Source organism: Mesorhizobium sp. M0772 (genome assembly GCF_040320135.1).
Classification (GTDB): Bacteria; Pseudomonadota; Alphaproteobacteria; order Rhizobiales; family Rhizobiaceae; genus Mesorhizobium.
The window spans coordinates 1-23961 of sequence record NZ_JAMYPB010000045.1 but is presented as its reverse complement, the minus strand read 5'-3'; the positions used below and the strand labels follow the sequence as shown (position 1 = coordinate 23961).

General features: G+C 62.7%; 19 protein-coding genes and 2 tRNA genes. 18 read left to right on the top strand and 3 right to left on the bottom strand.

Going from position 1 to position 23961, the window contains the following annotated elements; genetic code table 11:
• The first annotated feature begins 11 nt into the window (after positions 1 to 11).
• From NKI06_RS24215 to derI, 9 genes are all read left to right on the top strand, one after another.
• Entirely contained in the window at positions 12 to 662 is a 651-nt protein-coding gene (locus NKI06_RS24215; RefSeq protein ID WP_502900613.1) for a DUF2291 family protein, read from the top strand.
• Positions 659 to 2197 (top strand): sugar ABC transporter ATP-binding protein, encoded by a 1539-nt coding sequence (locus tag NKI06_RS24210; protein ID WP_352987448.1) that lies wholly within the window; start codon positions 659 to 661, stop codon positions 2195 to 2197. Before NKI06_RS24215 ends, NKI06_RS24210 begins: the two co-directional genes overlap by 4 nt.
• Before the next feature lie 29 nt (positions 2198 to 2226).
• The gene (locus NKI06_RS24205; RefSeq protein WP_023697631.1) at positions 2227 to 3360 is read left to right on the top strand and encodes an ABC transporter permease; all 1134 of its coding nucleotides are present in this window, start codon (positions 2227 to 2229) and stop codon (positions 3358 to 3360) included.
• Positions 3361 to 3398: 38 nt separating this feature from the next.
• Entirely contained in the window at positions 3399 to 4340 is a 942-nt protein-coding gene (locus NKI06_RS24200) for a D-ribose ABC transporter substrate-binding protein (RefSeq protein WP_502900612.1), read from the top strand.
• 109 nt (positions 4341 to 4449) lie between these two features.
• Positions 4450 to 6009: an FGGY-family carbohydrate kinase gene (locus tag NKI06_RS24195; RefSeq protein ID WP_352987446.1), complete on the top strand. Its 1560-nt coding sequence runs from the start codon at positions 4450 to 4452 to the stop codon at positions 6007 to 6009.
• Entirely contained in the window at positions 6006 to 7523 is a 1518-nt protein-coding gene (locus NKI06_RS24190; protein ID WP_352987445.1) for a glycerol-3-phosphate dehydrogenase, read from the top strand. Before NKI06_RS24195 ends, NKI06_RS24190 begins: the two co-directional genes overlap by 4 nt.
• On the top strand, positions 7523 to 8461 hold the full coding sequence (locus NKI06_RS24185) for a sugar phosphate isomerase/epimerase family protein (protein WP_352987460.1): 939 nt from the start codon (positions 7523 to 7525) through the stop codon (positions 8459 to 8461). Before NKI06_RS24190 ends, NKI06_RS24185 begins: the two co-directional genes overlap by 1 nt.
• Before the next feature lie 77 nt (positions 8462 to 8538).
• Positions 8539 to 9306 (top strand): triose-phosphate isomerase, encoded by a 768-nt coding sequence (locus NKI06_RS24180; protein ID WP_352987444.1) that lies wholly within the window; start codon positions 8539 to 8541, stop codon positions 9304 to 9306.
• Positions 9307 to 9332: 26 nt separating this feature from the next.
• Positions 9333 to 9770, top strand: coding sequence for a D-erythrulose-4-phosphate isomerase (derI, locus tag NKI06_RS24175; protein WP_023672592.1), 438 nt, complete (start codon positions 9333 to 9335; stop codon positions 9768 to 9770).
• Between the two features lie 15 nt (positions 9771 to 9785).
• On the opposite strand, the gene dhaL is transcribed toward derI, so the two are convergent.
• The 3 genes from dhaL to NKI06_RS24160 all read right to left on the bottom strand — a co-directional run bounded on the left by dhaL (position 9786) and on the right by NKI06_RS24160 (position 11741).
• Complete coding sequence (gene dhaL, locus NKI06_RS24170) at positions 9786 to 10427, bottom strand: dihydroxyacetone kinase subunit DhaL (RefSeq protein ID WP_352987443.1); 642 nt, start codon at positions 10425 to 10427, stop codon at positions 9786 to 9788.
• A 24-nt stretch (positions 10428 to 10451) separates the two neighbouring features.
• Positions 10452 to 11459 (bottom strand): dihydroxyacetone kinase subunit DhaK, encoded by a 1008-nt coding sequence (locus NKI06_RS24165; RefSeq protein WP_352914640.1) that lies wholly within the window; start codon positions 11457 to 11459, stop codon positions 10452 to 10454.
• A 207-nt stretch (positions 11460 to 11666) separates the two neighbouring features.
• Positions 11667 to 11741 (bottom strand) — tRNA-Asn (locus NKI06_RS24160).
• Between the two features lie 231 nt (positions 11742 to 11972).
• On the opposite strand from NKI06_RS24160, the gene NKI06_RS24155 reads away from it, so the two are divergent.
• The 9 genes from NKI06_RS24155 to NKI06_RS24115 all read left to right on the top strand — a co-directional run bounded on the left by NKI06_RS24155 (position 11973) and on the right by NKI06_RS24115 (position 23687).
• Positions 11973 to 12233, top strand: a complete 261-nt coding sequence (locus NKI06_RS24155; protein WP_031203994.1) for a PGPGW domain-containing protein — start codon at positions 11973 to 11975, stop codon at positions 12231 to 12233.
• A gap of 334 nt (positions 12234 to 12567) precedes the next feature.
• A tRNA-Cys gene (locus NKI06_RS24150) sits at positions 12568 to 12641 on the top strand.
• A 110-nt stretch (positions 12642 to 12751) separates the two neighbouring features.
• Positions 12752 to 13426, top strand: coding sequence for a protein-L-isoaspartate O-methyltransferase family protein (locus tag NKI06_RS24145; protein ID WP_023744773.1), 675 nt, complete (start codon positions 12752 to 12754; stop codon positions 13424 to 13426).
• A gap of 184 nt (positions 13427 to 13610) precedes the next feature.
• On the top strand, positions 13611 to 14996 hold the full coding sequence (locus tag NKI06_RS24140) for a TolC family outer membrane protein (RefSeq protein WP_023667706.1): 1386 nt from the start codon (positions 13611 to 13613) through the stop codon (positions 14994 to 14996).
• Between the two features lie 327 nt (positions 14997 to 15323).
• Positions 15324 to 16220, top strand: coding sequence for a PopZ family protein (locus tag NKI06_RS24135; RefSeq protein ID WP_352987442.1), 897 nt, complete (start codon positions 15324 to 15326; stop codon positions 16218 to 16220).
• Between the two features lie 266 nt (positions 16221 to 16486).
• Positions 16487 to 19270, top strand: coding sequence for a valine--tRNA ligase (locus NKI06_RS24130; RefSeq protein WP_352859156.1), 2784 nt, complete (start codon positions 16487 to 16489; stop codon positions 19268 to 19270).
• A gap of 360 nt (positions 19271 to 19630) precedes the next feature.
• Positions 19631 to 20884, top strand: coding sequence for an OmpP1/FadL family transporter (locus NKI06_RS24125; protein ID WP_352987441.1), 1254 nt, complete (start codon positions 19631 to 19633; stop codon positions 20882 to 20884).
• A gap of 267 nt (positions 20885 to 21151) precedes the next feature.
• A complete protein-coding gene (gene ilvD, locus NKI06_RS24120; protein WP_352987440.1) occupies positions 21152 to 22876 on the top strand; it encodes a dihydroxy-acid dehydratase in 1725 nt (574 codons plus the stop codon).
• Positions 22863 to 23687, top strand: a complete 825-nt coding sequence (locus NKI06_RS24115) for a tetratricopeptide repeat protein (protein WP_023714413.1) — start codon at positions 22863 to 22865, stop codon at positions 23685 to 23687. Before ilvD ends, NKI06_RS24115 begins: the two co-directional genes overlap by 14 nt.
• Positions 23688 to 23961 lie beyond the last annotated feature (274 nt).

Sequence of the window (23961 nt, the reverse complement as noted above, 5' to 3'; positions counted from 1 at the left end):
GTGGTTGCATCATGAGCGCGAAGGCTGCCACCGCCCGGCAAGCTTCGCCCGGCCTGCGCCGGGTGCTTGCCGGCGCCGCGGTTGTGGTTCTGCTCGGCGCTATGGCGCTCGACACCAAGGTGATCAAGATCGGCTCGGCCGGCGATGTTCGCAACGCCGTGTTTTCGGCCGCCGACTATGGCAAGTCTGAATTTCCCAAGGTGCAGGCCGATGTCGAAGCGCGTGCCGCCGACGCCGCAACGGTGGCGACGGCGATCGCCAAGGACAGGGCGACGGCCGAAAAGGAATATGGCGTGCCGGCGGGTGTCGGACCGGTCATCTCGGTCAAGTTCACCGGCGTCGTCGTCGAGGGAAAATCGGGCATCTACAAGGTCGCCGTCGACGGTTTGCCAGACACTTTGACGGTCCGCGTGCAGACTGGGCCGGCGATCAACGGAACCGAGCTTCGCGACGCCACTGGCAAGATCACCTTCGGTCAGTTCACCAACCAGATCGAGTATCAGGACGCCGGCTCGGCGCTGAACAACGAGATGAAGAAGGAGGTGCTGGCGAAAGTCGATACCAGTGCCTTGACCGGCAAGACAATAACGGTGGTCGGCGTCTTCAAGCTGGTCAATCCGAAGAGCTGGCTGGTCACACCGGTGAGGCTGGACGTCAAATGACAATGGCTGCCGGCACAGAACCCGCGACTGGCGATGCCGTGCTTTCGGCGCGCAATGTCGTCATGTCGTATGGCGGCGTCCACGCGCTCAAGGGCGTCAACTTCGACATCCATCGCGGCAAGGTCACCACCCTGTTCGGAGAGAATGGCGCCGGCAAATCGACGCTGATGAAGATCCTGTCCGGCGTGGTGACGCCGACATCCGGCGACATCGTGCTCGACGGCAATCTCGTCAGCTTTGCCTCGTCTTCGGACGCGCGCGATCGCGGCATTTCGATCATCCACCAGGAGCTCAGCCTGGCGCCGAATCTGAGCGTCCGCGACAACATCTTCATGGGCCGCGAACTGCGCACCAGAACCGGCCTCGACTTCGCCGAGGAGTCGCGCCAGGCGCGGGCGCTGATGGCCGAGCTCGAAGAAGACATCGATCCGATGACCCTGGTCGAGGACCTGCGCCTGGGGCAGCAACAGATCGTCGAAATCGCACGCGCGCTGTCGGTCGATTCCCGCATCCTGATCATGGACGAGCCGACCTCCGCGCTGAGCGCCACGGAGGTCGAAGTGCTGTTCAAGGTGATCCGCGACCTGACCAGCCGCGGCGTCTCGATCGTCTACATCTCGCATCACCTCGAAGAGGCGCTGCAGATCACCGACTACGCCGTTGTGCTGCGTGACGGGGCGATCACGGCGACGGCCGAAGCCAAGGACATCGATCTCGAATGGATCGTCCGCAACATGGTGGGCGAGAATTTCGACCTCGGCTCGCCGCCGACCGGCCACGAGTTCGGCGCGGTGGCGCTGTCGATCGAGGATGTCAGCGTCACCGACGCTTCGGGTTCAGGATATGTGGTCGATCATCTGTCGCTGGATGTCAAAGCGGGCGAGATCGTCTGCATCTATGGGCTGATGGGCGCGGGCCGCACGGAATTGCTGGAGGCCGTCGCCGGCCGTGTGCCCATGGCGGGCGGGCGGGCGCTGCTCGAAGGCGAGGACGTCTCGGGGCTGACCATTGCGCAGCGTATCGCCAGAGGTCTGGTGCTGGTGCCCGAGGATCGCCAGCGCGACGGCCTGGTTCAGACCATGACCGTCGGCCGCAATCTGTCGCTTGCCAGCATCGAGGCGTTCGCGAAAGGCCTGTTCCTCTCCCGGCCGAGGGAACGCGCACTGATCGACGATTCGATCCGCAAGGTGACCATCAAGACCGCGGGCGGCAACGCCATGATCGGATCGCTGTCGGGCGGCAACCAGCAGAAGGTCGTCATCGGCAAGATGCTGACGACAGATCCCAAGGTCATCCTTCTCGACGAGCCGAGCCGCGGCATCGATGTCGGCGCCAAGGCCGAAGTCTTTCGCTTGCTCAGCGAGCGCGCCGCGCAAGGCTTGGCGGTCGTCTTCTCGACTTCGGAGGTCAATGAGTGCCTCAGCATCGCCCATCGCATCGTCGTAATGCGGCGCGGCAAGATTTCAGCCGAATTCGGCGCCAACGCCACCAAAGAGCAGATCATGGCCGCCTCCGGCGAAGCCGTGGTCGCCTGACCATAGAAAAAACTTCGGAGCCCCGACCCATGAGCGATGTCAGCCAGGCCAGCAAACAGTCCAGCCCCAATGCGGGCGGCGAGGGCTTCGACGTGGCCAAGCTGCTGCTCGAAGGCCGGGCCTTCTTTGCCCTGATCGTTATCATCGTCGTCTTCTCGATCCTGTCGCCCTACTACCTCTCGGTGGCGAATTTCCTGACCATGGCCTCGCATGTCGCCATCTTCGGGATTCTCGCCGTCGGCATGCTGCTCGTCATTCTCAATGGCGGCATCGACCTGTCGGTCGGCTCGACGCTCGGGCTTGCCGGCGTCGTCGCCGGGTTTCTGATGCAGGGCGTGACGCTGACCTGGCTGGGCGTCGTTCTCTATCCGCCCGTCTGGGTGGTCGCGGTGCTGGCCTGCATGCTGGGCGCCGCCGTCGGGCTGATCAACGGCGTGCTGATCGCGCGGTTCAAGGTTCCGGCCTTCGTCGCCACGCTCGGCGTCATGTACATGGCGCGCGGCTTGGCGCTGCTGATGACCAGCGGCCTGACCTACAACAATCTCGGCGGCAAGCCGGAGCTGGGCAACACCGGTTTCGACGCGCTTGGCTTCAACCGTCTGTTCGGCGTGCCGACCGGCGTGGTGGTGCTGGCGGTCATCGCGCTGATCGGCAGCATCGTCTTGAACCGCACCGCGTTCGGGCGCTGGCTCTACGCCTCGGGCGGTAATGAGCGCGCCGCCGAACTCTCCGGCGTTCCGGTCAAGACCGTGCAGATTTCGGTATATGTGCTTTCAGGCATCTGTGCCGCCATTGCCGGCCTGATCCTGTCCTCGCAGTTGACCTCGGCCGGGCCGACCGCGGGCACCACCTACGAATTGACGGCCATCGCCGCCGTCGTCATCGGCGGCGCCGCACTGACCGGCGGCCGCGGCAATATTCGCGGCACCCTGCTCGGGGCCTTCGTCATTGGCTTCCTGTCCGACGGTCTGGTGATCATCGGCATCTCATCCTACTGGCAGACAGTGTTCACCGGCGCGGTCATCGTGCTCGCCGTGCTCCTCAACGCCGTTCAGTATCGCCGCCGTAGCAAGCTTCCAACTTCGACGGGCGGCCAACCGACTTCTCAGAAACGGGGGAAGGCCGAACCGGCCAATCCTGCCCAAGGGAAGACTGCCAGCTGACTGGCAGGAATACCGCGTAAATCATTGGAGGAATGTACATGAAAATCGTGCTTAGAAGTTTGCTTGCCGCCGCGATGATGGTCGGGTTTAGCGCAGCCGCATCGGCCGCAGGCCTGATCTCGATCATCGTCAACGATCCGGCCAACCCCTACTGGCTGACCGAAGGCAACGTCGCCAAGGCCGAAGCCGAAAAGCTTGGCTATACAGCCAACGTCGCCGCCCACAAGGGCGACACCAATACCGAAAGCAATCTGATCGACACCGCCATCACCAACAAGTCGGTGGCGATCATCCTCGACCCGGCCAATGCCGATGGTTCGGTCGGCGCGGTGAAGAAGGCGATTGCCGCCAACATCCCGGTTTTCCTCGTCAATGCCGAGATCAACCAGGAAGGTCTTGCCAAGGGACAGCTCGTCTCCAACAACGCCCAGGGTGCGGCTCTCGGTGCCCAGCAGTGGGTGCAGGCGGTCGGTGAAAAGGGCAAGTATGTCGAACTGCTCGGCGCCCCGTCGGACAACAACGCGGCCACGCGCTCGAACGGCTACGCGACCGTGCTGAGCCAGTATCCGGATCTCGAAAAGGCCGCTTCGCAGGTCGCCAACTGGGATCGTACCCAGGGACACGACAAGATGCAGAGCATGCTGCAAGCCAATCCCGACATCATCGCCGTAATTAGCGGCAACGATGAAATGGCGCTTGGCGCGGTTGCGGCGCTGAAGGAAGCTGGCAAGCTCGCCGGCATCAAGGTCGGCGGCTTTGACGGTTCCCCGGATGCGGTTGCAGCCATCAAGTCCGGCGAACTGCAGTACACCGTGCTTCAGCCGGTGGCCATCTTCTCGGCCAAGGCCGTGCAGCAGGCCGACTCGTTCATCAAGACGGGCGCTACCGGCGCCACCAGCGAGAAGCAGCTGTTCGATTGCCTGCTCATCACCAAGGACAATGTGGACAAGTACACCGAACCCTTCGTGCTGTCGGAATAAAACGTGCTCAGGGGGTGTCCTTTGCGGACACTCCCTGGCTCTTCCACGGCTCCAGACAACAAAGACTGCTCCTTGTGAATTGCCTTCATAACCATCCGGAACGTGCGGCATGAAAGACCTGCTGATCGGGATCGACGCGGGAACTTCCGTGATCAAATCGGTCGCTTTCGATCTGTCGGGGCGGCAGCTTGCCATGGCGTCGATGACCAACAGTTTTGTCACGCTGGAAGGCGGCGGCGCCGAGCAGGACCTCGATCAGACATGGCGCGACATGGCGCTGACCGTTCGCGAGCTGGCGACGAAAGTTCCCGACCTCGCGCGGCGAACCGCGGCGATCGCGATCACCGGGCAGGGCGACGGCACCTGGCTGATCGATGGTGACGGCTTGCCGGTCGGTCGCGCCTGGCTCTGGCTCGACGCCCGCGCCGGACATCTGGTGGACGAGATGCGCGGCGATCCCCGGGATCGCACGCGGTTCGAGATCACCGGCACCGGGCTCAACGCCTGCCAGCAGGGCGCTCAGCTCAGCTGGCTGAAGAGGAACAGCCCTGAAATTCTGGAGCGCGCCGCCACTGCCTTTCACTGCAAGGACTGGCTCTATTTCAAGATGACCGGCGAGCGCGCCACCGATCCATCGGAAGGCACCTTCACCTTTGGCGATTTCCGCTCGCGCAGCTATTCCGACGAGGTGCTCGACATTCTGGATCTGACGTCGCACCGCCGCCTGTTGCCGCCCATGCTCGAAGGCACGACCGATCATCATCCGCTTTCTGCGTCGGCAGCAGGCGAGACCGGCCTGCTTGCGGGCACGCCGGTGGTGCTGGGCTACGTCGACATGGTCAGCACCGCGCTCGGCGCCGGCCTCTATGATCCAAGCGGCAATGTCGGCTGCACGGTCATCGGCTCGACCGGCATCCACACGCGCCTGGCGCGCACAGCCGACGATGTCATCCTCAACGACAACGCGTCCGGCTACACGATCGCCATGCCGGTTCCCGGCGCCTATGCGCAACTGCAATCCAATATGGCGGCGACGCTCAACATCGACTGGCTGCTCGGCCTGGCGCGCGACGTGCTGACCGCCAGCGGCGCAAAACCTTCGGGCGACGAATTGCTGAAAGCGCTCGATGTCTGGGTCGAAGGATCGGAGCCGGGATCGCTGATCTATCAGCCCTACATCTCGCTTGCCGGCGAACGCGGACCGTTCGTCGACCCCGACGCACGAGCGGGCTTCATCGGCCTCTCGGTCAAGCACGGCTTTGGCGATCTGGCACGCGCGGTTCTTGAAGGATTGGCCTTCGCGGCCCGCGATTGCTACCAGGCAATGGGCAGCGTGCCCGGCGAAATCCGTCTGTCTGGCGGCGCCGCGCGCAGCCCGTCGCTGCGCCGCATCATCGCCCCGGCGACCCGCGCGCAGGTCAGGACCAGCAGCCGCCAGGAAGCCGGCGCCGCGGGTGCGGCGATGATGGCCGCAGTCGGGCTTGGCGTCTATCGCTCGATGGATGATTGCTGCGCCGAGTGGGTGACGCCGCTGCTGGGCGAATGCGACGCCTATGACGAGGCGCTTTCGCAAACCTACGATGCGCTGTTTCCATCCTTCGTCGCGGCGCGCCAGGCGCTGCATCCGGTGTGGAAATCGATGGCGCACCGCACAGGAGCTAAGTCTTGAGCGATACAACGGATATTGTCGATCTCTTCGTGATCGGCGGCGGCGTGAATGGAGCGGGCATAGCGCGCGATGCCGCCGGCCGTGGGCTGTCGGTCATCCTGTGCGAGAAGGACGATCTGGCGCAAGGCACCAGCTCGCGTTCCGGCAAGCTGGTGCATGGCGGTCTGCGCTACCTCGAATATTACGAGTTCCGGCTGGTGCGCGAAGCGCTGATCGAACGCGAGGTGCTGCTTGAGGCGGCGCCGCACATCATCTGGCCGATGCGCTTCGTGCTGCCGCACAGCCCCGAGGACAGGCCGGCATGGCTGGTCCGGCTCGGGCTGTTTCTCTACGACCATCTTGGCGGCCGCAAGCGGCTGCCGGGAACGAGGACGCTGAACTTGAGAACAGCGCCGGAAGGGGCGCCGATCAAGGACGAATTCAAGCGCGGCTTCGAATATTCCGACTGCTGGGTCGACGACGCCAGGCTGGTGCTGCTCAATGCGCTCGATGCCAGTCAGCGCGGCGCAAAAGTCTTCACTCGCACCGCCTGTATTGCTGCCCGGCGCGAAGGCGGGATGTGGTCCATCGACATGCAGCATGGCCGCACCGGTGCGGTGACGAAGGTCCGCGCACGCGGGCTGGTCAATGCGGCTGGGCCGTGGGTGAATGACATCGTCAGCCGCGTCGCCGGGCAGAATTCCACCCGCAACGTTCGCCTGGTGAAGGGCAGCCATATCGTCGTGCCGAAATTCTGGGAGGGGCGGCAGGCCTATCTGATCCAGAACAACGACAAGCGGGTGATCTTCGTCAACCCGTATGAGAACGATCTGGCGCTGATCGGCACGACGGACATTCCCTACGAGGGCCGGCCCGAAGAAGTGGCGGCCGGGGCCAGCGAAATCGATTATCTGATCAAGGTGGTCAATCGCTACTTCAAGCGACAGCTCACCGCGCAAGACGTGGTCTACAGCTTCTCGGGCGTGCGTCCGCTCTATGACGACAATGCCGACAATCCAAGCGCGGTGACGCGCGACTACATCTTCGAACTCGACGCCCCCAACGGTGGCGCGCCGCTGCTTTCGGTGTTCGGCGGCAAGATCACCACCTTCCGCAAACTGTCCGAACATGCGCTGGAAAAGATCCAGCCCTTCTTTCCGACCATGAAGAAGGCCTGGACAGCCAAGATTCCCCTGCCGGGAGGCGACCTGCCCAACGCGGATTTCGAGCAGTTCCTGGGCGATCTGCACGCCGAGTTTTCGTGGCTTAGCCCGTCGCTGGTGAAGCACTATGCCCGCAGCTACGGCACGCGCACGCGCGCCTTGCTGAAAGGCGTAAAAGGCGAAGCCGATCTTGGCCGTCGTTTCGGCCCGGATTTCTATGAGCTCGAAGCTGTCTTCCTGTTCGAGACCGAATGGGCGATGACCGCCGCCGACGTTCTCGAACGCCGGACCAAACACGGGCTGCATATCAATGCGGAAGAGCGGAAAACATTCGAAGACTGGTGCACAAAGACAATGGCGGCGGTGAACTGATGGCCTTCACGCTTTCGCTGAACACCAACCCGCTGGTCAATCGCTTCGCCGATCCCGACGATCTGATCGAGGCCATTGCCTATGGCATCGGCATCCGCGACGTGCAGCTGACGCATGAATTCGTCAATCCGGGCTGGCCGGCGGCAACGAGCGCCAAGTTCGTTCGCCTGTTCAACAGCGCCCTGGCGCGGACCGGCGTGCGGATCACTTCGGGTATGACCGGTCCCTATGGCCGGCTCAATCATTTCGGCCATCCGGACGCGGATGTGCGCCGCTATTATGTCGATTGGTTCAAGACCTTCGCCGACATCTCCGCCGAACTCGGCGCGTCGGGCATGGGCACGCAGTACGCCATATTCACCTACAAGGATTTTGACGATCCGCAGCGGCGCGCGGCGCTTCTCGACATCGCGCTCGAATGCTGGCGCGAAGTGGCCGAGCACGCCAAGGCGGCGGGCCTGACCTACCTTTTCTGGGAACCGATGTCGGTCGGCCGCGAGTTTGGCCACACGATCGAAAGCTGCGTCGAATTGCAGGGCGCCATCGATGCGGCCAAGCTGCCGATCCCGATGCAGATGATGGTCGACATCGACCATGGCGACGTGACCTCGCCCAATCCTGACGACACTGATCCCTATGCCTGGGCGAAAGCGTTCCCGTTGCAATCGCCGATCATCCACATCAAGCAATCGTCGATGAACAAGGGCGGGCACTGGCCGTTCACCGCCGCCTACAACAAGGATGGCCGCATCATCCCGCAGAAGCTGCTCGATGCCGTGCGGGCGGGTGGCGGAACCGACAATGAGATCTGCCTTGAACTTTCCTTCCGGGAGAGGGAACCGGTCGATCATCAAGTTATTGCCATGATCCGCGAGTCGGTGGATTTCTGGGCGCCTTACATCGACAGCGGCCGCGACAGTCTCAAGCCTCGCGCTTGAGGGAAAGCGCCGGCCCGTAGGCCGGCGCGCTGGCCGGAAACACGCATCATCCGAATTTCGGATCGAAGGAGAGAAGAATGGCCCCATATTGGGTCGGCACGAGCTGGAAAATGAACAAGACGCTGGCGGAGGCGCTGCAGTTCGCCGAGGCATTGGCGGCCTTCGTGCCCGGCTTCGATCCGGCGATACAGCCTTTCGTCATTCCGCCCTTCACCGCGGTGCGGCAGGTCAAGGCGGCGCTCGCCAACACCCGCGTCGAGGTTGGCGCCCAGAACATGCATTGGGCCGATGCCGGTGCCTGGACGGGCGAGATTTCGCCGGTGATGCTGAGGGATTGCGGGCTCGACCTGATCGAACTAGGCCATAGCGAACGCCGCGAGCATTTTGGTGAGACGGACAGGACCGTAGGACTGAAAACGGCGGCGGCGGTCAGGCACGGCTTTGTGCCGCTGATCTGTGTCGGCGAGACGCTGGCCGAGCGCGAGGGCGGCCGCGCTGATGAAATCCTGACCGCGCAGGTTCTGGGCGCGCTGCAGGGTCTCACAAACAATGAGTTGTCGGCGGAAATTCTGTTTGCCTATGAACCGGTGTGGGCGATCGGCGAAAACGGCATCCCGGCCAGCGCCGACTATGCCGACAAGCAGCAGGCGCTGATCAAACAGGTGGCCGCAAGCCGGTTGCCGACCGCCCCGCTTGTGCTCTACGGCGGCAGCGTAAATCCCGGTAACGCAGCCGAACTGATCGGCCAGCCGCATATCGATGGGCTGTTCATCGGCCGCTCGGCATGGCAAGCGGAAGGCTATATCGACATTCTCAAAAAGGCGTCGGCCGCCATCGCGCGCTGACCACGAAAACGAAGGAGTTCATTGCCATGAAGATCGCACTCGGAGCCGACAGCGCCGGCAAGCCGCTGCTCGATGTCATCGCCAAGCATCTCGCCACCAAGCCAGAACTGCAGGTCGTCGATCTCAGCCAGGCCGGATTCTACGCCGATATTGCCGCTGCGGTCGGCCACGAAATTGTCGACGGCAATTACGACCGCGCCATCCTGTTTTGCGGCACCGGCATCGGCGTCAGCATCTCGGCCAACAAGGTGCCCGGAATCCGTGCCGCGCTAACCCACGACACCTATTCGGCGGAACGCGCTGCGAAATCCAACAATGCCCAGATCATCACCATGGGTGCGCGCGTCATCGGCCCCGAACTGGCCAAATCGATCGCCGACGCCTGGCTGGCCTCGGAGTTCGATCCGAACGGTCCCTCTGCCGCCAATGTGCAGGCTGTCGACAAGCTCGACGCGAAGCGCTGAGGATTCGCTCCCGACCTAGCCGGTCAAGGCGATCCGCATCGCCTCGATGACGGTTACGGCGGACGCCGCGCCTGGATCCATATGGCCAAGCGAGCGTTCGCCGAGGCGGGAGGCCCGGCCCTTGGTGGCGATCATCGCCTTGGTCGCCTCCGCGCCGGCCTTTGCCGCCTCGGCTGCAGCCGCGAGGCTGCCGGCCAGCCCCTTGCCGGCGGCCAGTGCCTCGCCCGCAGCCGTCGCGGCCGGCGCCCACGCATCGATCATCGTCTTTTCGCCAGGCTCGGCCTTGCCGCGATCCTGAATGCCTCTGGCCATCGCTTGGAACATACCGACCGCGTCGGCGTCGTCGAGCGTGGCCTTGCCCTTGACGGCGGCCGCGCCGCGCATGAATGCCGTGGCATAGAGCGGGCCCGAAGAGGCGCCGACGGCGTTGAGGAACGACTTCGCCGCCGTGTTCAGCAAGATGGTCGGATCGGTGGTGCCGGTATCCAATGCGGCCACCGCACCGCGTGCCGCGGAAAATCCAAGCTCCATCGCAATGCCGTGGTCGGCATCGCCGATCACCCCGTCAAGCGCGCACAACCGATCCCGGTCGGCTGACATGGCGTCGGCGATGGCCGCGAACATCGCGGCAAGGCGGGTGGTGTCGATTGTCGTCATCTCTTGTTCCTTGCCTTCCCCAGTTTACCCGGCGCGAAACATGGCGCAGTCGCAAGGGTGGTCGAGCATCGTTTGCAACTCGTCGTCGAGGTGGTGCAGCGTAATCGAAGCGCCGGCCATTTCGAGCGAGGTGCAGTAATTGCCGACCCAGCTTGCGTGAATGGATACACCGATATCGTCAAGCCTCTGCTTCACGCGCCGGTTCATGATGTAGAGTTCCATCAGCGGCGTCGAACCCAGCGAATTGACCAGCACGGCGACCTTCTCGCCGCGTGCCGGCGCCATCTCGGCGAGAATCCTGTCCAGCATTTCGTCAGTGATCTCGTCGGCCGTTTTGAGTTTTCCGCGTGCGATGCCGGGTTCGCCATGGATGCCCATGCCGATCTCCATCTCGTCGGGTCCGATTTCGAGATTCGGCCGGCGGGTTTGCGGCAACGAACAGGGCGCCAATGCGACGCCCATGGTAAAGGTGTGGTCGTTGGCCTTCCCGGCAATGCGTTCGCATTCATCGAAAGACAACATGCGGTCGCAGGCGGCGCCTGCCGCCTTGAAGATGAAGAAGTTCCCTGCGACACCGCGCCGCTTGTGCCTGTCGCCAACGGGCGCGGAAGCGACGTCGTCGGTGCTCAGCACCGTGCGCACCTCGATGTCGTCCATTGCTGCCATTTCGGCCGCCATGTCGAAATTCATGACGTCGCCGGCATAGTTGCCGTACATGAACAGCACACCGGCGCCGCCGCTCGCCGCCTTGGCGCATTCGAGGATCGGGTCGGGCGGCGGAGAGGCGAAGACATTGCCGATCGCCGCCGCGTCGGCCAGCCCCTTGCCGACGAAGCCGAGAAAACTCGGCTCGTGGCCCGAGCCGCCACCAATGACGAGGCCTACCTTGCCTTGGCGCGGTCCATCGCGGGCGATGATCGAGCGCGGGCTTCCGTCAACGGCTTTGAGATGGCGGGGATGCGCAGCCAGGATGCCTTCCAGCATCTCGTCGACGGCCCGATTGCCGTCATTGATGATCTTCTTGGTTTGCACCAACGTCCTCCCGATTTGGTATTTTCATAGATGATACCGGGCGTTATCAGGCTGCCTTCGGGCGAGGGCAGGGGCGCGATGCCCACCAAACTGCCTCGATCGGCTTCGTAGCTGTTACCAGCCGTTCTGGCAGAAGCTAAGCGGACCGAAGTCCACGGACAATGGCGCTGTAGTGTACAAGATCGCACCACGGCTTAGAAAAGGCGGTGGCTCCCCGGGCCGGATTCGAACCAGCGACCAACCGGTTAACAGCCGGTTGCTCTACCACTGAGCTACCGGGGAATAGAGGCTCTCATGTGAGTGGCGCAGCCTATAGCAAACCCTTTTCGGCTTTGCAAAGAAGCATTTCGCATTTTTTAGCGCATTTTCACCCAATGGTTTCTGGCAATCGCCGGATGACACCACATATGAGCCGTCTTGGGCGCCGTCGGACCTTGGTCGGCGGAACCTGAACGGCGATTGCAGCCTTTAGCGCATATGGCTTTATCGAAGGCAACCGGATCGACTTTCGACATGACTGCAGCAGACGAAAACCAGGCACCGGCGCGGAAAATCTCGGTGTTCGGGCGCGAGTTCACCATGCCGCGCTCGCGCGGGCTGAGGATCGCCATCGGTATCGTTCTGGTGTTTTTCGGCCTTCTCGGCTTCCTGCCGATTCTCGGCTTCTGGATGATTCCGCTCGGCCTTTTGGTGCTTTCCTACGAATTTGCCGCGGTGCGCCGCCTGCGGCGCCGGTTCGTCGTCTGGTGGGAACGGCGTCGCCGGCCAAGTTGAAAGCGATGGCGCGCGATCCCGGAGCGGCCGCTTCGCTTTTCCAGCCCGTCGCAGATTTCCCCCTCAAGATCTCCTTGAGAACGGCAACTGCTGGTGCCAGCCGCGCGCGATATGCGGTGAAAGCCGGTTTGCACCCGCTGCGTAAAGCTGCGGGTTCGAGTTTCGCCGGTCGCGCAGCCATGCTTGACGAGCGGCCAATATGCCGGCGCCAGCCGCTGAAACCGCTCGGGAACCACGTTGCGGAGGCTGATGAGGAAAGCACGCCGGAATGCCGCGCGCACGCTTGACGACCTTTCGCTGCCACCATATTGAGTTCGCTCGCCGGGAGCGATGAGGCCTCGTGGCGGAGTGGTTACGCAGAGGACTGCAAATCCTTGCACCCCGGTTCGATTCCGGGCGAGGCCTCCAGTCGCTTCAGCTCCCGCATGTCGGGGGCTTGAGTTCCGGGCGAATGCGCCGCAGTGTCGGTGCGACAAGCGCATTTCAGCGCATTGGCTTTTTGACGGATTGGTTGGGACATGAGCGCTGATTTTTCCGAACTTCGCGTCAAGATGGTCGACGGCCAGGTCCGCACCACGGATGTGACCGACGCAGCATTGCTCGATGCCATGCTTGCCGTGCCGCGCGAGGCCTTTGTCGGGGCCGGCCAACAGGCTCTCGCCTATATTGACGAGGATATCCGCATCTCCGACGGCACCAATGGCAGCGGTGCGCGCTACCTCATGGAGCCGTCGCCACTGGCCAAGCTTTTGCAGTTGGCCGAGATCGACGCTGGCGATTCGGTGCTCGATGTCGGCTGCGGCACCGGGTATTCCGCGGCGCTGCTGTCCAGGCTGGCCAAATCCGTCGTGGCGCTGGAAAGCGATACAGCACTGGCGGAAGCAGCCAAAGCGGCGCTTTCGGCGCAGGGCTGCGATAACGTCACCGTGGTCACCGGCCCACTGCCGCAAGGTCATGCCGCCAAGGCGCCCTACAATGTGATTCTCATCGGCGGCAGCGTCGAGAAAGTGCCTGCGGCGCTGCTTGACCAGCTTGCCGAAGGCGGCCGGCTGGTGGCTGTGGAAGGGCAGGGCAATGCGGGCGTAGCCCGGCTCTTTTTCAACGCAGGGGGGGTTGTAACCGGAAGACGGGCATTTAATGCGGCAATTAAGCCACTACCCGGATTTGAACGCATTCATGCCTTCGAGTTCTAAGTGATTTTGCCTTGCAGCAAAGACTCTGTCATGTTGGCTTACGATTGAACAATCGTTGCTGATTGGTTAACCGGGGTTTCGGGAGCTGTCAGCGGGGGAACGATAGATCGACGCGGCGCTGGCCGATCCCTAGGGATGGGCTGGCGTGGCGTGGTTCCCGTGCAAAACGAATGAGGGATATAAAGTGCCGTCCTTAGCCAAGAGTCTGTTTGTTACCGTCCTCATTTCCGCGACAGCGCTTTCGCCGATAGCCGCCTCGGCGGAAACCATTCTCGGCGCGCTTTCCAAGGCCTACCAGAACAATTCCTCGCTGAATTCGGCCCGTGCCGGCGTGCGCGTCACCGATGAGGGCGTGGCGATCGCCAAGTCGGGCTATCGCCCGGTGATCACTGGTTCGGCTGACATCGATTACACCTCCAGGCACCTAAACGGCAGGAACGCGAGCCTGGCATTGACCACCGGCAGCTTCGGCGTTCGGATTGACCAGACGCTGTTCGACGGCTTCCAGACCAAGAACAGGGTCGCGTCGGCCGCTGCACAGGTGAGGGCCTCGGTCGAGGGCCTGCGCAACACCGAAGAGAACACGCTGTTCAACGCGGCGAGCGCCTATATGGACGTGATTCGCGACCGCCAGGTGGCGGTGCTGACCGAACAGAATCTGCAGTTCCTGACCGAGCAGGCGCGCGCGGCACGCTCGCGCTTCGAGGTCGGCGAGGGCACGCGCACCGATGTGGCGCAGGCCGACGCGTCTCGTTCGGCCGCGGTGGCGCAATTGAGTGCTGCCCGTGCGCAGGCTCTGGCCAGTGCAGCAACCTATCATCAGATCGTCGGTGACGAGCCGGGCAAGCTCAAGGCCGCGTCGCCGTTGGCGAAGCTGTTGCCGAGGAGTCTCGAGGCGGCGATCGGCATTGCATCGAACGAGCATCCGGCCATCCTGGCCGCCCTACATTCCGTCGATGCAGCGGGATTTGATGTAAAGACGCAGGAAGGTGCGTTGCTGCCGCAGTTGACTGCCAGTGCCGGCCTTTCCCATGCCTATCAAAATACTGTACCTGGCGCGGGGAATTCGGACGGCGACTCCAATGCCGCCACGGTCGGCGCGACGCTGACCGTTCCGATCTATTCGGGCGGCCGTACCTCCGCACTCGTTCGTCAGTCGAAGGAATCGCTCAGCCAGGCTCGCATCGAGGTGGATGTCAGCCGTGACTCGGTGCGCCAGGCCGTGACCTCGGCATGGACGCAATACATCGCAGCGCGGGAAAGCGTCGACGCTAATCGGCAGGTGATCGCGGCCGCACAGTTGGCGCTCAACGGCGTCATCGAGGAGCGCAATGTCGGACAGCGCACCACGCTCGACGTGTTGAATGCCCAGAACGCCGTCATCTCGGCAAAGATCGACCTCGCCAGCTCCGAGCGCGATGTGGTTGTAGCCAGCTACGCCATCCTGTCGGCCATGGGCCGCCTGTCGGCCGATCGCCTGGCGTTGAATGTGGTGAAGTACAAGCCTGAAGAGCACTACAGAGCCGTCAAGGACAAATGGATCGGGCTGCGTACGCCGGACGGTCGTTGAGCCCACCTGGGCGGCTCAAATCCCGCCAGGGTTGAAGCATTTCACGCCGCGCTTCCCATGGATGCGCGGCGTTTGTCTTTTGTAGCCTAAATTGTTGAAATCCGGCGTCTTCCGAGATTGGGGATTCTCGGATGGCGATCCGTCGGCTACGCTGTCGCCATGATTCGTATCCGGCTTTGCCGGACAGGAATCCAGGAACGGGTCACTACAGCGCCACGCGTCCGATGGATGCGCAAAGGACACTGTAGAACTTTGATTTGCGCCTGATCCTCTTCGAAAATCGAAAATCGATTTTCGGGATCATGCGCGGGGGCGGCGGATGTGACGATGGCGACGGCAAGCAGCGCACAGCGCGAACCTTCCATGGAAGAAATACTGGCTTCCATCAGGAGGATCATCGAAGACAGCGACACCGGCCGCAAGCTGCCGGGCGACGCCGATGAGTTGCGCCAGGACCTTGTGCCGGCCGCCGGGCCTGTTTCGAATGTCGAGGCATTCCGCAGCGAATTGCACAGCTCGACCGAAAGCAAGAAGCCGGTGACGCTGGCCGAGGTGCAGGCCCAACTGGCCGAGCCGGTGGTTGCGCGGCCGGAGCCGCGCTCCGAGCCGTCGCCAGTGAAGCCTGCCATTGCGGCAAATGCCACGACCGCCGCGCCACCCGCGCATGCTCCGATGACATTGGCGGAAGTAAGCGCCAGGATAGCCAGTGAGCCAGCTCCCGCCGTCAGGGCAGAAGCTGCAGTGCGGGCAAAGGCGGAAACCACCGACTCGATCGTCACGGATTGGCGCCGCGAAATCGCGGCCGTTGGCAATCAGGCAAAACCGGCTGACACAGTACGGCGGCCCGAGATCAGGCAGCCGGAGATCAGGCAGCCGGAGACTGAAAATCGGCAGGCAGCAATCGCGGAGGTCGAGGCTTTCGAGGACGATCTCGCTGCCGAGCCGGCTTTCGAGCCTCGTCCTTCGAGCGGCGAGCGCGCGCGCCCGGCCGATACAACTCCGGTTCGGTCGGCGATCGTTTCGGAACATACGGGACGGCAGGTCGCAGCCGCCTTCGGCGAGCTCTCCGACGCCTTCGCCAGCCGCAGCAAGAAGACCTTCGACGAGATGGCCGAGGAGATGCTGCGGCCGATGTTGCAGGACTGGCTGGACAACAATCTGCCGACGCTGGTCGAGCGCCTGGTACGCGAAGAAATCGAGCGCGTCGCGCGCGGCGCGCAGTAGACATCACCATAGCCCGATCCGGATTAAGGCGCCGCCTTCGGGCGACGCTTTCGCTGCAGGTCAGCTTCCGGCCGATGTCGCGAACACGATCAGGTTACCGTCGGGATCGCTGACGATGAAGGTGCAGGCGTGGCCTTCCCGTTGAAATGACCAGGGCCCCGCCTATTTGCGTTGAAGGACTGAGGCCGCCCTCCCGGTTGACTTGGCCAAAACCTTCCGATTTACACCGGGTCAGCAAAACTCCCGACCGCGCGGACCATTTTCCCATGCTTGAAAAGACCTACGACGCCAAGACCGTCGAGCCCAGGATCGCCAAAATCTGGGAAGAGGCGGACGCATTTCGCGCCGGCGCCGGCGCCGAGGAGGGGGCGGAGGCCTTCACCATCGTCATCCCGCCGCCCAACGTCACCGGCTCGCTGCATATGGGCCATGCACTCAACAACACGCTGCAGGACATACTCGTGCGCTTCGAGCGCATGCGCGGCAAAAACGTGCTGTGGCAGCCCGGCATGGATCATGCCGGCATCGCCACGCAGATGGTGGTCGAACGCCAGCTGATGGAAAAGCAGATACATCGCCGCGATCTCACCCGCGAACAGTTCATCGACAAGGTCTGGGAGTGGAAGGCCGAGTCCGGCGGCGCCATTTTCAACCAGCTGAAGCGGCTCGGCGCCTCGGCGGACTGGTCGCGCGAACGCTTCACCATGGATGAAGGCCTGTCCAAGGCCGTGCTCGAAGTTTTTGTCAGCCTCTACAAGGAAGGGCTGATCTACAAGGACAAGCGCCTTGTGAACTGGGACCCGAAGCTGTTGACGGCGATCTCCGACCTGGAGGTCGAGCCGCAGGAGGTCAATGGCAATCTCTGGCACTTCCGCTATCCGATCGAGGGCGAGATTTTCGATCCGGAAAATCCTGGGACATTCATCACCGTGGCGACGACACGGCCCGAGACGATGCTGGGCGATACGGCAGTCGCCGTGCACCCGGACGACGAGCGCTACCGGCATCTGGTCGGCAAGAATGTCGTGTTGCCGATCGTCGGCCGGAAAATTCCGGTTGTGGCTGACGAGTATTCCGACCCGGAAAAGGGTTCCGGCGCCGTCAAGATCACGCCGGCGCACGACTTCAACGATTTCGAGGTTGGCAAGCGCCACAAGCTGCCGGCGATCAACATCCTGACCATCGAGGCGGCAATAACGCTCAGGGATAACGAGGATTTTCTCGCCGGGCTCGACGTGACGCCGGAGCGCCAGGCCGTCTGGGACGAGCTCGACGGTCTCGACCGTTTCGTCGCGCGCAAGAAAATCGTCGAGCTGATGGAGGCCGGCGGCTTCCTCGACAAGATCGAGCCGCATCGCCACGCCGTGCCGCATGGCGACCGCGGCGGCGTGCCGATCGAGCCGTTTCTGACCGAGCAGTGGTATGCAAACGCCGCCGAGCTGGCCAAGCCGGCGATCGCATCGGTGCGCGAAGGCCGTACCAACTTCGTGCCGAAGAACTGGGAAAAGACCTATTTCGACTGGATGGAGAACATCCAGCCCTGGTGTATTTCACGCCAGCTATGGTGGGGTCACCAGATCCCGGCCTGGTACGGGCCGGACGGCCGGGTCTTCGTCGAGAAGACCGAGGAAGAGGCGCTGGGCGCCGCGATCGAATATTATCTGGCGCTGGAAGGTCCATGGAAGGCCTGGGTCGAGGACAAGCTCGAGACCTTCAAGCCGGGCGAGATCCTGACTCGCGACGAGGACGTGCTCGACACCTGGTTCTCGTCGGCGCTTTGGCCGTTCTCGACACTGGGCTGGCCGGATCACACGCCGGAGCTGAAGACCTATTACCAGACCGACGTGCTGGTGACCGGTTTCGACATCATCTTCTTCTGGGTCGCCCGGATGATGATGATGGGCCTGCATTTCATGCACGAGGAGCCGTTCCACACCATCTATGTGCATGCGCTGGTGCGCGACAAGAACGGGCAGAAGATGTCGAAGTCGAAAGGCAACGTCATCGATCCGCTCGACCTCATCGACGAGTTTGGTGCTGACGCACTGCGCTTCACGCTGACGGTGATGGCGGCGCAGGGGCGCGACGTAAAGCTCGATCCGGCGCGCATCGCCGGCTACCGCAATTTCGGCACCAAGCTGTGGAACGCGACACGCTTTGCCGAGATGAACGAGGTCGCGCGCAATGACGACTTCTGGCTGAACGACGCCAAGCTGCCGGTCAATCGCTGGATCCTGACCGAATTGACCAGGGCGTCGCACGCGATCACCGAAGGGATCACCGGCTACCGCTTCAACGAAGCGGCGGGCGCCGCCTACCGCTTCGTCTGGAACCTGTTCTGCGACTGGTATCTGGAACTGCTGAAGCCGGTGTTCATGGGCACCGACGAGGCGGCCAAGGCCGAAAGCCGCGCCTGCGTCGCCTTCGTGCTCGACGAGATCTACAAGCTGCTTCACCCCATGATGCCGTTCATGACCGAGGAGCTGTGGGCGCAGACGGCAGGTGAGGGCAGGACGCGCGCAACGCTGCTTTGCCACGCCGCCTGGCCATCACCGGACTTCGAGGACGCCGATGCAGCCGCCGACATCAACTGGCTGGTCGATCTGGTCTCCGGCATCCGCTCGGTGCGCTCTGAAATGAACGTGCCGCCGGCGGCGATCGCGCCGTTGGTGGTGGTTGGCGCCAGCGTCGAGACCCAGCAGAGGCTGGATCGCCATGCGTCCGCCATCCAGCGGCTGGCGCGGGTCGGCGACATCTCGCTGCAGGACGCCGCGCCCAAGGGCTCGGCCCAGATCGTGCTCAACGAGGCTACGATCTGCCTGCCGCTCGGCAGCCTGATCGATCTCTCCGCCGAGGCGGCGCGGCTGCAGAAGGAACTGGCCAAGGTGACCGAGGAAATCGCGCGGCTGCACAAGAAGCTGTCGAACGAACGGTTCGTCGCCAGCGCGCCGGAAGAGATCGTCGCAGCCGAGCGTGAAAAGCTCGCGGAATACCGCGATCAGCAGGAGAAGCTTTCGGTGGCGTTGACCAGGGTGCGCGACGCTGGTTGAGCGCTGGATTCGCAAGGCGCCGGCAAGTGCTTGGCGGCGGTTCTTTTGCTCGAAAAATAGGCGTTCCGTAACGTTAATATTGACGTAAACGGAAAGTTTCGACCTCATTGTTGCCATAATGTAACAATGGGGCCGAATGCCGGCAAAATAGCTGGTTTTGGGTGCTGTTTTGAGCGGTTTTACCTGATTTGCTCCCTAGTCTGCCGCCCAAATGGTCATTTTCGAACCTACCGGCCAGGCCGCCACTGTGTTCGAAATGCGGTCCGCAAGAGTGTACATGTACGCTATTCGAATTCATTGTTGCGCCGTTAACCCGAATTGGTTCTAGCTTGATGCACTAGTATTTCGGGGAGGACATCCATGAGCAATTTGCGTTTGAAAGCACTGCTGGGGGCAGGGTGTTTTTCGCTGGGTCTGATCGGTTCCGTGCATGCCGGCGGCATCGAGCGCGGTGGCTACGACGTCGACCTTCTTTTCGATCCGGCGCCCTTCGCCACCGAAGCCGAAGCGACGTATGTCATGCCGGAGCGCAAGCTCAAGAATGCGGTGGACACAGATAATTCAGATGGCAACGTGTCGGCATTGGGCAGCACGGCGAAAGACAGCGAGAGCTACTGGGTGCCACGCATCGGCGTCAGGGCCGAGGTGGTCAAGGGTGTCGACTGTATGGTCGACTATTCACAGCCTTGGGGTGCGCATACGGCTCCCGGCCTTTGGGCCGGCGCGCAGTCCAACATGGAAACCGACATCAAGAGTAATAACTACGCCGGCACCTGCTCCTACAAGATGGATGCCGGCAAGGGGCAGCTTCGCTTCATCGGCGGTGTGTTCTACCAGGAAGTCTACGGTTTCAAGGAAAGCCTTGTGTCGCCACTGGTGCCCAATTTCGGCGGCACGGGTCGCGTTGACCTCAAAGGCACTGGCTGGGGCTGGCGTGCTGGCCTTGCTTACGAAATTCCTGAGATAGCGCTGCGCGCAAGCCTTGTTTATAATTCGCAAGTAAAGCTCGACAATCTCTCTGGCACGCTTGATTTGACGAAGGTCGGCATAGGGGCCGAGCCGATAGACATATATGGCAATGCCTCCATGCCAGATTCGTTGGAATTCAAGCTCCAATCCGGTATCGCACCCGGCTGGCTTGCCTTCGGGTCCGTCAAATGGGTCAACTGGAGCGTGTTGCAGAGCATTCCTATCTGCTCGCAAGCTTCTAAGGGGCTGGCAGCTTGTACGTCGATTTCTCCGGGGCTCGGCTCTCCGACTCCGGTGCGATTGACGTCGCTAGATCTGATGTACCGTGACGGTTGGACGGTTACCACAGGCATTGGCCACAAGTTCAACGAGCAGTGGAGCGGCGCAGCTCAGATTTCGTGGGATCGTGGTACCTCGCACGGCGTTGGCTCCCAGAGCGACACGTGGACACTCGGTGGCGGCGTCGCTTACACGCCAACCGCCAACATCGAAGTGCGGTTGGCCGGCGCGATCGGTGTGCTGACCAGCGGTCACTCAGGAACTTTGACAGACGAGAACGGCTACCAGGCCGGCACCGAGGTCAGCTACAATTTCGGAAACGACTTGGTCACGGCCATTTCGGGCGGCGTCAAGATCAAGTTCTAAGGCTCTGAAAATTATAATAAAAGGCCGGGCGTTGCCCGGCCTTTTGTTTTGTGGGTGAAAGTTAGCCTGCAAATCCGTCGCATCACTTTCGCCTCTGGTAATTGTGACGTTTTGGCAACAGTTCCCGACCAACCCCCGCACTACGGTCCCGCTCGACCAAATTGCCCATTTCCCGCCATAAACCCGGCGCACCTCGAATTTGTCTCGGGACACGCGCCAGAAGGCTCGGCGATGAGGCAGGCCGCACCGCCCGCGGCAAGGAAGAGTATGGACGCCAAAGTCATTTCCAAGGCCAAGCTGCCTAGCCGCCATGTGACCGTTGGTCCGGCGCGTGCGCCGCATCGTTCGTATCTCTATGCGATGGGGTTGTCGGCAGCCGAGATCGCGCAGCCGCTGGTCGGCGTTGCTTCCTGCTGGAATGAGGCGGCACCTTGCAACATCTCGCTGATGCGCCAGGCGCAAGTGGTCAAGAAAGGCGTCGCGGCCGCCAACGGCACGCCCCGCGAATTCTGCACCATCACCGTCACCGACGGTATCGCCATGGGCCACCAGGGCATGAAGTCGTCGCTGGTGTCGCGCGATGTCATTGCCGACTCGGTCGAACTCACCATGCGCGGCCATTGCTACGATGCGCTGGTCGGCCTTGCCGGCTGCGACAAGTCGCTGCCCGGCATGATGATGGCCATGGTGCGGCTCAACGTGCCGTCGATCTTCATCTATGGCGGCTCGATCCTGCCGGGCTCCTATCGCGGCCGCCAGATCAGTGTGCAGGACGTGTTCGAGGCGGTCGGCCAGCATTCGGTCGGCACGGTCAGCGATGCCGAACTGCTCGAGATCGAGCAGGCGGCGTGTCCGTCCGCCGGCTCCTGCGGGGCCCAGTTCACAGCCAACACCATGGCCACCGTCGCCGAGGCGATCGGCCTGGCGCTGCCCTATTCCTGCGGCGCGCCGGCGCCTTACGAGATGCGCGACCGCTTCAATTTCGCGTCCGGCGAAAAGATCATGGAGCTGATCGCCAAGAACATCCGGCCGCGCGACATCGTCACGCTGAAGGCGCTGGAGAATGCGGCGACCGTGGTCTCGGCCACCGGCGGCTCGACGAATGCGGCTTTGCACCTGCCGGCGATCGCGCATGAGGCAGGCATCAAGTTCGACCTGTTCGACGTTGCCGCGATTTTCGAGAAGACGCCTTACATCGCCGACCTCAAGCCGGGCGGCAAATATGTCGCCAAGGACATGTTCGAGGCCGGCGGCATTCCGCTGTTGATGAAGACGCTGCTCGACCATGGCTATCTGCATGGCGACTGCATGACCGTGACTGGCCGTACTTTGGCCGAAAACATGGAGCATGTTGCCTGGAATGATAGCCAGGATGTGGTCCGTCCCGCCAACCGACCAATCACCCAAACCGGCGGTGTCGTGGGCTTGAAGGGCAACCTTGCCCCCGAAGGCGCGATCGTGAAGGTCGCGGGCATGACGGAGCTGAAATTCTCAGGTCCGGCACGCTGTTTCGATTCGGAAGAGGAATGTTTCGAGGCGGTCACGCACCGCAACTACCGGGAAGGCGAGGTTCTCGTCATCCGTTACGAAGGTCCGCGCGGCGGCCCGGGCATGCGCGAGATGCTGTCGACGACGGCGGCGCTCTACGGCCAGGGCATGGGCGGCAAGGTCGCTCTCATCACCGACGGTCGTTTCTCGGGCGCGACGCGCGGTTTCTGCATCGGTCATGTCGGGCCCGAAGCTGCCGTGGGCGGCCCGATCGGGCTTTTGAAAGACGGCGATGTGATTTCGATCGATGCAACCAAAGGCACGATCGAGGTCGACCTGTCCGAGGCCGAACTGGCAACGCGGGCGAAGGCCTGGAAGGCGCGCACGACCGACTATCAGTCGGGCGCGATCTGGAAATACGCACAAACGGTAGGGCCTGCCCGCGACGGCGCGGTCACCCATCCGGGCGGTGCCAAAGAAACACATTGCTATGCGGATATCTGAGTTGTTGAGGTCGTCTGTCCTTCCGGCACTGGTCGCTGTTGCGATCTTTGGCGCCGTGGGCCAGGCCATGGCCTTCGACGACAAGGTGTTCGACGACAAGACCGGCGTGAAGCCGCAATCGAGCCCATGGGCCGTGTTCCAGTTCGGCTTCTCCGCTTACAAGAGCGGCCACAAGGAACAGGCGGTCGAGGCCTATAAATACGCCGCCGAGAACGGCCAGATCGGCGCCACCTGGAAGCTCGCGCGCATGTACGCCGAAGGCGACGGCGTGACGCGCGACGACTATGCGGCCTTCAAATTCTTCTCCGAGATCGTCGATCAGGATGTCGAGCCGGGATCGCCGGAGGAAAGCTATGTCTCCGACGCGCTGGTGGCGCTGGGCGACTATCTCCGGACAGGTATCCCCGGCAGCCCGGTCGAGGAAAACGAGGTCGCGGCGCAGGAATATTACATGCGCGCGGCCGCCAATTACCGCAACCCGAACGCCCAGTTCGAGATGGGCCAGATGTTTTTGAAGGGCGAGGGCGGCGTCAAGGCCAGCGTCAAGCAGGCCGGCCGCTGGTTCCAACTCGCCGCCGAAAAAGGCCATGCCGGCGCCCAGGCGACGCTTGGCAATCTTCTGTTCCAGAGCGGCAAGATCGTGCGCGGGCTGGCCATGATGACCGCCGCGCTCGAACGCGCCTCGCCGAGCGACCAGCCGTGGATCCGCGGCATGCAGGAAGAGGCATTTGCCGCCGCCGGCGAAGCCGACCGCCGCACGGCGATTTCGCTTGCCGACGATCTTCTCACCAAGGGTGGTGACGACCAGTGAAATTGCCAATCTCCCCCCTTGAGGGGGAGATGCCCGGCAGGGCAGAGGGGGGCGCTGTCCCGCTGGCATTTCAGTTGACTAAAGTTTGCCCGGGTTGGACTGAGAGGGTGAGCTTGTTTGACCGAAAGGTCGCGTTTCTTCGCGCCCCCCTCTGGCTTGCCGGCCATCTCCCCCTCAAAGGCATAGGCGCTAAGATAGCTTTGGCATGGACTGAAACTTGCGCTTTCGTGGTGGTTCGCGCCAGCGATATCGCAAGGCATGGAGATTTTGGCGC

Coding starts and splice junctions, on each gene's coding strand:
- NKI06_RS24125 (WP_352987441.1), top strand. CDS start 19,631: ATGAGCAATTTGCGTTTGAAAGCACTGCTGGGGGCAGGGTGTTTTTCG.
- NKI06_RS24130 (WP_352859156.1), top strand. CDS start 16,487: ATGCTTGAAAAGACCTACGACGCCAAGACCGTCGAGCCCAGGATCGCC.
- NKI06_RS24155 (WP_031203994.1), top strand. CDS start 11,973: ATGACTGCAGCAGACGAAAACCAGGCACCGGCGCGGAAAATCTCGGTG.
- NKI06_RS24195 (WP_352987446.1), top strand. CDS start 4,450: ATGAAAGACCTGCTGATCGGGATCGACGCGGGAACTTCCGTGATCAAA.
- NKI06_RS24145 (WP_023744773.1), top strand. CDS start 12,752: ATGAGCGCTGATTTTTCCGAACTTCGCGTCAAGATGGTCGACGGCCAG.
- NKI06_RS24215 (WP_502900613.1), top strand. CDS start 12: ATGAGCGCGAAGGCTGCCACCGCCCGGCAAGCTTCGCCCGGCCTGCGC.
- NKI06_RS24115 (WP_023714413.1), top strand. CDS start 22,863: ATGCGGATATCTGAGTTGTTGAGGTCGTCTGTCCTTCCGGCACTGGTC.
- derI (WP_023672592.1), top strand. CDS start 9,333: ATGAAGATCGCACTCGGAGCCGACAGCGCCGGCAAGCCGCTGCTCGAT.
- NKI06_RS24205 (WP_023697631.1), top strand. CDS start 2,227: ATGAGCGATGTCAGCCAGGCCAGCAAACAGTCCAGCCCCAATGCGGGC.
- NKI06_RS24185 (WP_352987460.1), top strand. CDS start 7,523: ATGGCCTTCACGCTTTCGCTGAACACCAACCCGCTGGTCAATCGCTTC.
- NKI06_RS24180 (WP_352987444.1), top strand. CDS start 8,539: ATGGCCCCATATTGGGTCGGCACGAGCTGGAAAATGAACAAGACGCTG.
- NKI06_RS24210 (WP_352987448.1), top strand. CDS start 659: ATGACAATGGCTGCCGGCACAGAACCCGCGACTGGCGATGCCGTGCTT.
- NKI06_RS24200 (WP_502900612.1), top strand. CDS start 3,399: ATGAAAATCGTGCTTAGAAGTTTGCTTGCCGCCGCGATGATGGTCGGG.
- ilvD (WP_352987440.1), top strand. CDS start 21,152: ATGGACGCCAAAGTCATTTCCAAGGCCAAGCTGCCTAGCCGCCATGTG.
- dhaL (WP_352987443.1), bottom strand. CDS start 10,427: ATGACGACAATCGACACCACCCGCCTTGCCGCGATGTTCGCGGCCATC.
- NKI06_RS24135 (WP_352987442.1), top strand. CDS start 15,324: ATGGCGACGGCAAGCAGCGCACAGCGCGAACCTTCCATGGAAGAAATA.